This is a genomic window from Comamonas testosteroni (genome assembly GCF_014076415.1).
Lineage (GTDB): Bacteria > Pseudomonadota > Gammaproteobacteria > Burkholderiales > Burkholderiaceae_C > Comamonas > Comamonas testosteroni_F.
The window spans coordinates 3871693-3882054 of the sequence record NZ_CP043568.1; the positions used below are offsets into that span (position 1 = coordinate 3871693).

Genomic DNA, 10362 nt, shown 5'->3' on the forward strand with positions numbered 1-10362 from the left:
TTAATCCTTTTTTTGAGATTTTTTCATCTTCCTGAGTTCGCCTCGATAGTCATCGAAATATGCCATTTTCCGATAATCTGCATCCCGAATAATGAGCGCTTCATCATATCTTTTCTCCATGGTTTCAACATAATTATCATCACTTCTAGATCGAGCAAAACCAGGCTCAATAGATATAATATCCTTTTTACTCTCCCCCATCAAAATTCTATCAAGAATTTTCAAATACTCTTTATATACACCTCCTTTATTTATGCTACCTTTCCCTTTGTACTCAAAATAAACCCCTCCTTTTTCTCTTGAAAAATAGTCGGGCTTCAGCTCCATTATCTCCAAGACAAAAGCTCTTTGCTCTTTTACAATCTTCTCCAATTGCTCCTTAAGATAATGCATTGGCTGCATTACATCTATTTTCAGAACAACTTCAGTTCTCTCTATATCCCCCACAGATATAGAACATGGCTTATTGCGAAAGTGCTCTGACTTTAAAAATTCTGCATACACCTCAAATTCTAGTTCTTCAAAAATATCAGTATCTGACTCAGGAAGTGGTGAGACCTCTGGATCAATCCACTTTTTCAAGCCAAATCTTTCTCTCGGCAAGATAGATGAAGAATGGCAAATTGTGAATCCCACCTCTTTTCTTATCTCTAGAGTGCGCTTATGCCATTCCTTTAAATTCTCCCCAGGCAAGGGCTCCACCCCTTTCTTTGGATGAAATGGACTAACAGCCGCGAAATCCTCTGCCTTACTCTTGCCACTCAGCTTCTCATGCCACGTGTCATCAAGCTGCTGCTGCTCTTCAACCACAAAAAAGGACATAGGAATTTCGTCGGACAGTGATCGGCAAAGGTCCTGTGCGTTGATGTTCAAGTTACGAACAGCCTCCGGAAGCGCCATCCACTGCGCATACGCATCTCTGTATGCAGGGTTGCGTCTAAGAAATTCCCAAGCCCATTGCCTGGATGACTTCGGCCCCACTGGCTCTTTGTCTGCTTGCACTGCGCTCATCGTGCCCTCCCAAGTTGAAAATCTATAGCCGTATCAGGTGGTCTGAATCGTGCCAAAACAGGGCCTAGACGCAAGCCCTCCGTGTCACAGCTATGTCACAGTTGAGGAAAAATTTCGGCACTATTCGGCATCAATGCGGGATGCTAAAATTGGTTTGTCTCGAGTGAAGACAGTAGTGAGCATCAATCGACGATACTTCGCGCCAGAGTTCGTAATGAGAAGGTCGCGTGTTCGATTCATGTCTCCGGCACCAGAATAAAAGCCCCAGGTTCGCAAGAGCCTGGGGCTTTTTATTTTGCTGCGCCTCGGTTTCATCACGATTTGCGCATAAAAGAACAATGCTTTATAATCTTCGGATTGCTGCGTGGCACTTGCCCTACGCAGTATTTCTCAGGCAGTTCTCACGTTGCCCACGCTTGGCTCCATACAGTCATAGCACTCCATGGCAAGAAGCTTAAGCCACCCGCAAGCGGCTGGCTTATTTGATCCCGGCTCATCAGAGCTGGACTCCTTCATTTTTCATTGGTCGGCATGCCCTGCCCTGGGTTTGTGCCGCCCGTTGACTCGATATGCACACAGAACAAATCACAGAGCGTGTCGGCAACTACATTGTGACTGCCCTCACCCAAATGACTCACTCCGGCAAGGTTGCTGCAGCGGTTTCCATCCGACGCGGAACCTATGACCGGATTTTCAGGTTTATCCGCCAGTTCGACACCCCGGATATGGCCAGCAAATATGCCCTCGCCGAGGGGCGCAGCATGGTGCTGGACAACCAGTTGAACTGACCTCTTTGTAGAAAGGAAATATTTTGGCCAAAGAAGAATTGATTGAAATGCAAGGCAGAGTGGACGAGGTTTTGCCGGACGCCCGTTTTCGTGTGACGCTGGACAACGGCCACCAGCTGATTGCCTACTCCGGCGGCAAGATGCGCAAGCACCGTATTCGCGTGCTGGCAGGCGACAAGGTAACGCTGGAGATGTCTCCCTATGATCTGAACAAGGGTCGCCTGACCTTCCGTCATATCGAGCGTTCCAACAACAGCAACCCTGCGCCGCAGCAGCGCCGCCACTAAGCCTCGGTGGTTGATATGGTGCGCTACGGCCACCAGTTCTGACATGCTTGCATCAGCTGCAGGATCACGGGGCCGCGCAAGCACCCGGCCTGCAGCTCAATTGCAAGCTCTGCCTGCTCCAGATGCAGATCGCAGCGGCCAGTTCTGGCTCTTCGATGCTCGCACTGCCTTCAGCGCGTGTCGATATGGATCGCTGAGGCACTCTCACGCCATTTGCTTGAGATTCCCACAGCCTGCACATCCAGCCTGACCAGCCTGGAATCAGGCATGCACAAAGTCTGCCACCAGTCATCGGTGGCGTTGCCATTGCCGACCTCGCCCCAGCGCCGACCCCTCGCAGCAAGTGTTGAACTTCCTTGTAGATCTGCGACCGTCCAGCGCGTAGCGCTGGCGTCGATGCAGGTCATAACCCTCCGAGTCAGCATCAACAAGCATCTACATGAAGCCCTGTCGTGAATCATGCGATAGGCCAACCTGCCTGCCTTCGCGGGCACCAGTGCTCAGGCCAGATATTCGCAGGAATACGCTAGCCGGCTCCGGTGCTTTTGCTGTGTCCTGCGCCGACCTCCTGACCATGGCTCGACAAATACCTCCAGGCAGCGCTCCCCTTTGGCAAGACTAGGGATTTGAAATGACGGCTCGCGCCCTCAGTTTGTCTGAATGTCGTCTAAGGATCCGAGAGACCAGCTCCGACAGTTCAGCACTCGACACGATTGCGCCCAGCCGCCTTGGCCCGATACAGAGCTTGATCGGCCGCTTCAACCAGATCCAGCGGACTCGTCAGTCCATGCCTGCCCTGCATGCTTGCCGCTCCTATGCTCACAGTGACATGGCCGAATTGGCTGGACTCATGGGCAATATCGAGTCCCCGTATGCACTTCAGCAACTCCTCGGCAACGCGCATGGCCCCCTCAAGCGCGGTATTGGGAAGAATGATGGCAAGTTCCTCCCCGCCGTAACGTGCTGCCAGATCCCCTGAACGCTTGGCCGACAGCTCCAGCTGCCGCGACACCGCTTTCAGGCATTCGTCACCGGCGACATGACCATAGCGGTCATTGAAGCCCTTGAAATGATCCAGATCGATGAGCAAAAGCGAGAGCACCGTCCCGTCACGCGCGGCACGCCGGACCTCCAGTTGCAGTACCTCATCGAAGCGTCGCCGGTTCGCCAGCCCTGTCAATGAATCCTGAGTGGCCAGCCGCTCCAGTTCGAGGTTGGCATCCAGTAACTTCTCACGCACTGCCATCAAGGATGTCTCGGCCTGCGCACGCTGTCGGATGAGCAGGATCAGGCGCCAGCCTATCAGTGTGACAACTGCCAGCAGTCCTAGCACCACACCTGTCGTCAGCAGCGCCTGGCTTCGCCAGGCTTGCAGTGCCTCATACCGCCCCCGGGCAACCACCGTGAAAACTGGATAACGATCATTGCTCCTGAAGGCATATAGCCTTTCCGTTCCATCTATGCCGGACTCAAACGACGCCGTGCCGGATTTCAGGTTTGAGTAATAGCGCAGAAAGTTAGGGGAACGAGAGAAGTCACGCCCCAGATCCTGTTCACGAAATGGATAACGCACCAGCAACTGTCCGCTGGTCGTTGCGAATCCAATAGACCCTTGCTCGCCGACATCGATCTTGCCGAACAAGTGCAGAAAGTTCTCTATCCCCAGCACGACAACAATGACCCCGGCAAAGTCGCCCTCTTGGTTCTCAAATCGCCGGCTGATGGTAAGCACCCATTCCCCCGTAGAACGGCTACGTATGGGTGCACCGATGAAGACCTCGTGCGACGGGTTATCGCGGTGGTATGAAAAAAAGCGACGGTCAGCGCTGCTGGTTCCCTCGAGAAATCCTCCTCTCGACGACATGAGCCATTTACCGCTCGCATCGAGGACGAGCAATTCATTGAGCTGGGAAAGCAGATGTTCCTGGCGACCGACCAGTTGCTGCATGCGCACAAGATGCCCAGGCGTGGTGCCCTCCACCTCCAGGCGCTCAAGCATGCCGAGCAGCAGCATGGAGCTCTGGGTGAAGACCCCCTCGGCATAGGTGTTCAGCGTCTGTGCAAGATTGCGATTGTTGGTATCAATCTCGCTCAGAGTGCGTTGATGCGCCGACCAGATTTGCCAGCTGGTGGCTACCAGTACAGAGACCCAGATTACCAACAACAGACTGGTCGCCAGCTGTGCATCGCGCTTGGCAGCCAGAACTTTGCACCCGCCATCACGACTGGTGACGCTGGCCTCCCTCTTCTTCTTTCGACACCACACCTCGACACTCCTCTCAACGTCAACCTGGCAAGAACAGCACTTTTGCATTGCCTGCAGCTTCCCTGCTTAGATTGGACAGGGTCGGACGGATTTTCCACCATCTCGTGAAACGACATGGGACAGAGCAGCAGACGAGGCCGAACATGAAGCAACGGTTCGGTCGCTGCCACCGAGGCCGCAGCGGTCATTCCTGCCCAAAGAAACTCCGACACAGCCCCAGGCCTGCAACCCAGCATGTTCAAGGTTTCTTCAGGCGCAAACGTGCCTCGAGCGGAAGCCGGCGATCCGATCCAACCCTGAGCGGCCTAGCGAGGCGCAGCTAACCGCGGTATCGGTTTGCGATGTCAATGCCCGATCCCAGAAGCCATGGCGTTCAAGTAGCTGCGTCTACCAGGGTCCAGGTCAAAACAGACATCCATTGAAAAGCTATCTTTTGAATAGCTTGTTTCGCCTGAATTTACTTAATTTCAGATAGAAATCATCTCGAAGCGAATGTATTTCAAGCGCAAGCAGCTCTCTTTCTTATAAGAACCAGCACCTCACGCACGTCCGGCGCACAACCACATCACAAGTCTCGCTCATGAATTGATACAGTCTCTTCGGTGCATTGCGCTTATGCTCGCAGCGTTTTGAAACCGATGCAGCCATGGCTCGGACCATGGACTGCCCCACCCACAATGAAGAAAATCCTTGCTCTTGTTTCCATCTGCCTGCCTGTGGTGCTGATTGCCACGCCACTGAGCAGCCAGGCACATGACCGCCATCACCACCACAAGCGCGAGCACAAGGAAGAGTACTGGGACGGCCACTGCAAAGTGGAGCGCAAGTGGAAGAGCAATGGCGAGTACAAGGAAAAGCGCAAGTGCAGAAACCGTCCAGATGCCTACTATGCGCCACAACCGGTTTATGCAGCCCCGCCCCAGCCGGTATATGTCGCGCCGCAGCCCCAAGGGCTGGTGATTGATTCACGCATCGTGCTCAGGCCCTGAGCCGCTATTCGCCCAGCAGGCCGACTGCCTCCGCTGCAATCAGGTCCCAGACCAGGTGCGCGACGGGCGATAGCTCGCGCTGCTGGCGCTTGACCAGCATGATGCTGCGCTGCACCTTGGGCACCAGGGGACGGCTGACCAAAGCGGCACTGCCAGCTGCCGCAGTCGTAGCAGTCCGAGCTGCCCAGGCCGAGGGAACGGCGAGACGCGGCACCACGCTCAAACCCAGACCTTGCTGCACCATGCTGTAGATGGTGGCCGTATGCCCCACCTCCTGCACCACCGATGCAGTCGCGCCATGCGCCTGCAGTGCGGCATCGATCAGGCGTCGGCTGCCTGATGCATGATCGAGCAGCACCAACGATTCACCAGCCAACTGTGCCCAGTGCACCTCTTTCTCACGCGCCAGGCCATGCGAGGAAAGGCAGATCAGACAAAAAGGCTCGGTCAGGATGGTCTGTGCATTCAGGTCCTGTTTCTCGGATGGGTCGATCACCACCCCAAAATCCACCTCCCCACTGCGCACGCTGAGCAGCACATCGCTTTGAATACGATCGAGCAACTGGATATTGACGCCCGGTGACAGTTGTCTGCCACGCGCAATGCATTGCGGCAACAGGTTGGCGGAAAGCGTGGGACTGCTGGCCACCTTCACGCGGCCCTTGCGCTGAGTCGCCAGGCCTTGCACTTCGAGCAGGCAGGCATCGAGATCCTCAAGCACGCGCGAGAGATTGCCCAGCAGCAGACGGCCGGCCTCGGTCAGTTCCACCTCACGCGTGGTTCGATGCAGCAGCAGCAAGCCCAAGGCCTGCTCCAGATCCGTCACATTGCGGCTGACGGCAGGCTGGGTCAATGCCAGGGCATCGGCAGCACGACTGAAACTGCTGCTTTGGGCTACTGCCACAAAGGCACGCAGTTGACGCAGACTTATATTCATATCAAAAAATTATAGGTCTATCGAATAAATCCATTTCTCTTTTAAATGGATTGCGTGTCCAATACGCAGCCATCGCGCACCGGCCCGGTGCTTTGCATGGATGGCTTCAGTTCAAGAATATGTCTCGCCCCCGCTTTGTCCCCGATAACTTCACGCTGGCACTGATTGCCACCGTCGTCCTCGCCAGCTTTCTGCCCGCCTCGGGCCAAGTCGCCAAATATGTGGAACTGACCACCACCGGCATCGTCAGCCTGCTGTTTTTTCTGCACGGCGCCAAGCTATCGCGCCAGGCCATCCTGGCTGGCATAGGTCACTGGCGCCTGCATATCTGGATCTTCATCGCCACCTTTGTGCTGTTCCCCGTTCTGGGACTGGCACTGCGCCCGGTGCTTTCGCCCATGGTCACCACCGAGATGTATATCGGTGTGCTGTTTCTTTGCACCCTGCCCGCCACGGTGCAATCGGCGATTGCCTTCACCTCCATGGCGCGCGGCAATGTGCCCGCCGCCGTGTGCAGCGCGTCCGCCTCTACCCTGCTGGGCATTCTGGTCACGCCGATCCTGGTGAGCCTGATCCTGCACAAGAATGCGGAAGGCGGCGACGCCTTGCATGCCATTGGCAAGATTGCCATGACGCTGCTGCTGCCCTTTGTCATCGGTCATCTGATGCGCCCTGTGATCGGCGGCTTTTTGCAGCGTCGTGCCTCCATCATCAAGCTGGTGGACCAGGGCTCCATTCTGTTTGTGGTCTATGCCGCCTTCAGCGCGGCCGTCATCAGCGGCCTGTGGAAGCAGACACCCATGCCCTCGCTGCTGGGCTTGATCGTGTTGTGCTGCATTTTGCTGGCCGTCGTGCTCTTCATCACCACCTGGGGTGCACGCCGCCTGGGCTTCAGCAAGGAGGACGAGATCACTCTCGTGTTCTGCGGCTCCAAGAAAAGCATGGTCAGTGGTATTCCCATGGCCAATGTGCTCTTTCCCGCCGCCTCCGTGGGTGCAATCGTGCTGCCGCTGATGCTGTTCCATCAGATCCAGCTCATGGTCTGCGCCGTACTGGCGCAGCGCTATGCCAAGCGTGTGCAGATCGCCGATCAGAGCGAAGCTCATTAAGAGCACAAGACCCATAAAAAGGGGCGCTTCATGCGCCCCTTGTTCTTTTCACGGAAGATCCATCATTTCAAGTAAGCAGCGTCAGCGCGTTTTGCTGACGCAGCAGCTTCGCAGCCTCCGTATTGACGACATCGGTCACCACCACTTGAATTCCAAGCCCGGTCGCAGTCTCGACGATGGCCTGCAGCAGATGCAAGGCACCAGGGCTTTGCGCAGCCTGCTCCGAGAATTCACCACCCAGTTTCACATAGCGCAGCGGCAAGGTATGGAGCTTGGTCAGGCCCATGGGCTGCTGATCCAGACGGCGCAGTCCCACGCCGACACCGGCCAATGCCATGGCCCGACAGAACTCGGCCACTTCCTCGGGATAAGCCGTCAGTCCATGCGCATCCAGCTCCAGACAGAGCAGGGACAGGCGATGCTCCCACTTCTGTGCACTCAGCTCTTCACGCAGCCGGCCCAGGAAGTCCGGCTGGGCCAGCGAGGGCAAGGAGATTCGAATGACCAGCTCGCAATCGTTCTGCTCAAGCCATGCAGCCCCGAGGGCCACCGCTCGCAAATCGAATTCTGCCGACAAGCCCAGGCGCACGGCGACCGGCAAGAACAGCGACCCCATCAAGGTCTCGCCGGAAGCAGTGCGCAGCGAGAGCGACGCTTCGCCGCGCTCCTGCATCCCGTTTCGGCCCTTGAATTGCAGTAGTTGAACGGACAGGGAAAGCGCATCCTGTGCCTCCAGGGCGGCAATCAGCATCTGACGCCACAAGGTTTCTCCGGCCAGATCGGAAACCACCTCATCATCGCCGTAGGCTACATATTCCACCTCGGCCTGGCCCGAACTCTCGGCTCGCATCAGACCGTAGTCCAGCCGCGCAAGCACACCTGTTACCGAACTCGATGCCGAGTAATCGGTCAGGGCAAAGCTCCAGCGGCACCATTGGCCGCTGCTCAAGGTCACACGCATGGACAGCAGCACCTGTCGGATCTGCTGCACCAACGACATGGCCTGGGGCCCGGCCAGGGCCGGCATGAGAACCACAAAGTCCGAGCCATTGAGGCGTGCCAGCTGAGCCTTGCACTCGGCATGACTCTTCAACACCTGATTGACCTGTTCACCCATCGCAGCCAACCATGCATCGGCACTGGCCCGGGACATCTGCGCATTCAGAGCCAGCAGATCACGCTGCCTGAACAGCATCACATGGCCATGTGCCGCAACGCCATCAGTTTCACTGAGCGCGCGACGCAACTCATTGACAAAGTACTTGCGATTCGGCAGCTGAGTAACTGGATCAAGATTGACCTCCAGCTCCAGTGATTCGATACGCTCCATTTGCTCCTGCGCCGTAGCCTGCACCCGCTCTCGGGTGTCTGCAATGGCGCTGAGTACGGGCACCAGCTCGGCAACCGCGGCCTTGACGGGCTTCGCCGGTGCCTCACTTCCTGCCTGACGTCCAATCGCTTGAACCTGCGCCGAGATTTCCTGCTGCAAGACCTTGCGAAACCATCTGAACAGCAAGACTACAAAGAAAGCCCAGGCCAGCCCGGCCAGCACCACCACCCCCGTCAAGCGCACGCTGCTGCCCCACAGTGCCTGGCTCGCATAGCTGTCGTCCACAACCAGCGTCAATTGCCCAACCTGCTTCCAGCCATCGCTGATCACACGCTCTGCCTTTGGCGAACGCAGCGGCAGCACCTCCACAAACCACGGCGGAGCAGCACCGTCCTTGAGCTTGGCAGAACTATCGGTAATGCCGTTGTCGCGTCTGCGCTCGAACAAGGTCTCGCCCTGCGGGGACGCCAGGCGGATCAGCTTGAACTGCCCGCCATCGAACAAGGCCATCATCAGCAGCTCCTGCGTGACCGGATCCTGGTTGGCCGGCTGCGACAGCGACAAGGCCAGCGAAGATGCGGCGTTCTCACTCTCGGACTGCAACTGCCCATCCAGATACTGACGCGCAGCACCAATGCTGAAAGCCAGGGTGCCGATCAGGATGGCCACGATGGCCACCGTCACGCTGATCAAAAGTTGTTTTAACAACGACATCTTGCTGCCTTATCTGTGTGGACCATTCAACATGGCTCCGCTGCCCGCACCGTCAAACATGGCATTCATGGCAAAAAACCTTCCTGCTTCATGCGCGCCAGCAGATCGCGCCAGCGCGTAATCCTGTCCACCGAAGCAGGCTGTGCGCCCGCGACATATACACCCTGTGCATTGAAGCTGAATACAGGAGTCAAGTCCTTGCGCTGGCTTGCCGGCATGATGTTGTCCAGCAGACTGTCCAGCACCAGCGGTTCGGCTGCAGGTGTCTCGTAGTAGCCCAGCACCATATGCGCAATGCTCTGCGTACTACCCACGCCCCCCAGGCGGGCACGCACATAGATCAGGCGCAGTTTCTCTACCGCGACGCCCAGGCGCAGCAGCGAGAAATACTTGCCAATCACGTAATCCTCGCAGTCTCCAGCACCCCTACCCAGGGTTTCAAGAGGCGTTGCCCAATAGTCCGACTGGGACCAGAGGACGCTGTCCTCCGACTGCAGCACTGCGCGATTCCAGAACGTGTTGACGGCCGGCAGTTGCTGCTGCAGCGACCTGTCTTTCTGGGCTTGCAGCATCGCCAGCCACTGACCCAGTCTCTGGACACCTGCGGCGCCATAGCGGGACTGCATGCTGCTCTGCAGCCGCTCGCTGTCGAAATCCAGCGCGACGGCTTCAAACCCCTTCTGCAGCGCCCAGGCTCCGAGAATCGCCGAGCCATACAAAAGCATGCCTCTGCGCGACAGACGCTGCATTTTTTCCACGGGCTGTGGAAACAGGAGGCTAGGCGAAGTACTCAAGCGAGTTGCAAAAAGGGCAAGCGCGCAAGACATAAATAGCTTGAGACGCCTGTAAATACTGTGATGACCGCTATGAATCTTGAAAGGTTGACGGGAACACAGTCAAGGTCCAATGCTCACAAATGTAACCAATCAAG

Annotated in this window: 9 protein-coding genes; 4 read left to right on the plus strand and 5 right to left on the minus strand. The window is 56.6% G+C overall.

The window, feature by feature from the left end; genetic code table 11:
* On the minus strand, positions 1 to 1011 hold the full coding sequence (locus tag F0P97_RS17910; protein ID WP_182283361.1) for a transcriptional regulator domain-containing protein: 1011 nt from the start codon (positions 1009 to 1011) through the stop codon (positions 1 to 3).
* Between the two features lie 569 nt (positions 1012 to 1580).
* On the opposite strand from F0P97_RS17910, the gene F0P97_RS17915 reads away from it, so the two are divergent.
* Positions 1581 to 1799, plus strand: a complete 219-nt coding sequence (locus F0P97_RS17915; protein ID WP_003053604.1) for a hypothetical protein — start codon at positions 1581 to 1583, stop codon at positions 1797 to 1799.
* 23 nt (positions 1800 to 1822) lie between these two features.
* Complete coding sequence (gene infA, locus F0P97_RS17920) at positions 1823 to 2086, plus strand: translation initiation factor IF-1 (RefSeq protein ID WP_003061434.1); 264 nt, start codon at positions 1823 to 1825, stop codon at positions 2084 to 2086.
* A 697-nt stretch (positions 2087 to 2783) separates the two neighbouring features.
* Here the strand turns inward: infA and F0P97_RS17925 are convergent.
* A complete protein-coding gene (locus F0P97_RS17925) occupies positions 2784 to 4352 on the minus strand; it encodes a sensor domain-containing diguanylate cyclase (protein ID WP_182283362.1) in 1569 nt (522 codons plus the stop codon).
* Between the two features lie 677 nt (positions 4353 to 5029).
* Between F0P97_RS17925 and F0P97_RS17930 the strand changes: the two genes are divergently transcribed.
* A complete protein-coding gene (locus F0P97_RS17930; protein WP_182283363.1) occupies positions 5030 to 5341 on the plus strand; it encodes a hypothetical protein in 312 nt (103 codons plus the stop codon).
* A gap of 4 nt (positions 5342 to 5345) precedes the next feature.
* Here F0P97_RS17930 and F0P97_RS17935 read toward each other — a convergent pair whose 3' ends face one another.
* Positions 5346 to 6278 carry a LysR family transcriptional regulator gene (locus F0P97_RS17935; protein ID WP_182283364.1) on the minus strand — a complete coding sequence of 311 codons (933 nt, stop codon included), beginning with the start codon at positions 6276 to 6278 and terminating at the stop codon, positions 5346 to 5348.
* A 119-nt stretch (positions 6279 to 6397) separates the two neighbouring features.
* On the opposite strand from F0P97_RS17935, the gene F0P97_RS17940 reads away from it, so the two are divergent.
* Positions 6398 to 7387 (plus strand): bile acid:sodium symporter family protein, encoded by a 990-nt coding sequence (locus F0P97_RS17940; RefSeq protein WP_182283365.1) that lies wholly within the window; start codon positions 6398 to 6400, stop codon positions 7385 to 7387.
* Positions 7388 to 7454: 67 nt separating this feature from the next.
* Here F0P97_RS17940 and F0P97_RS17945 read toward each other — a convergent pair whose 3' ends face one another.
* Positions 7455 to 9431 (minus strand): LapD/MoxY N-terminal periplasmic domain-containing protein, encoded by a 1977-nt coding sequence (locus F0P97_RS17945; RefSeq protein ID WP_034361216.1) that lies wholly within the window; start codon positions 9429 to 9431, stop codon positions 7455 to 7457.
* A 65-nt stretch (positions 9432 to 9496) separates the two neighbouring features.
* A complete protein-coding gene (locus F0P97_RS17950; RefSeq protein ID WP_182287239.1) occupies positions 9497 to 10180 on the minus strand; it encodes a transglutaminase-like cysteine peptidase in 684 nt (227 codons plus the stop codon).
* Positions 10181 to 10362 lie beyond the last annotated feature (182 nt).

What these genes read in the sequence shown, in the direction of transcription:
- F0P97_RS17940 (WP_182283365.1), top strand. Translation starts at nt 6,398, where the DNA reads ATGTCTCGCCCCCGCTTTGTCCCCGATAACTTCACGCTGGCACTGATT.
- F0P97_RS17945 (WP_034361216.1), bottom strand. Translation starts at nt 9,431, where the DNA reads ATGTCGTTGTTAAAACAACTTTTGATCAGCGTGACGGTGGCCATCGTG.
- F0P97_RS17930 (WP_182283363.1), top strand. Translation starts at nt 5,030, where the DNA reads ATGAAGAAAATCCTTGCTCTTGTTTCCATCTGCCTGCCTGTGGTGCTG.
- F0P97_RS17935 (WP_182283364.1), bottom strand. Translation starts at nt 6,278, where the DNA reads ATGAATATAAGTCTGCGTCAACTGCGTGCCTTTGTGGCAGTAGCCCAA.
- F0P97_RS17910 (WP_182283361.1), bottom strand. Translation starts at nt 1,011, where the DNA reads ATGAGCGCAGTGCAAGCAGACAAAGAGCCAGTGGGGCCGAAGTCATCC.
- F0P97_RS17950 (WP_182287239.1), bottom strand. Translation starts at nt 10,180, where the DNA reads ATGCAGCGTCTGTCGCGCAGAGGCATGCTTTTGTATGGCTCGGCGATT.
- F0P97_RS17915 (WP_003053604.1), top strand. Translation starts at nt 1,581, where the DNA reads ATGCACACAGAACAAATCACAGAGCGTGTCGGCAACTACATTGTGACT.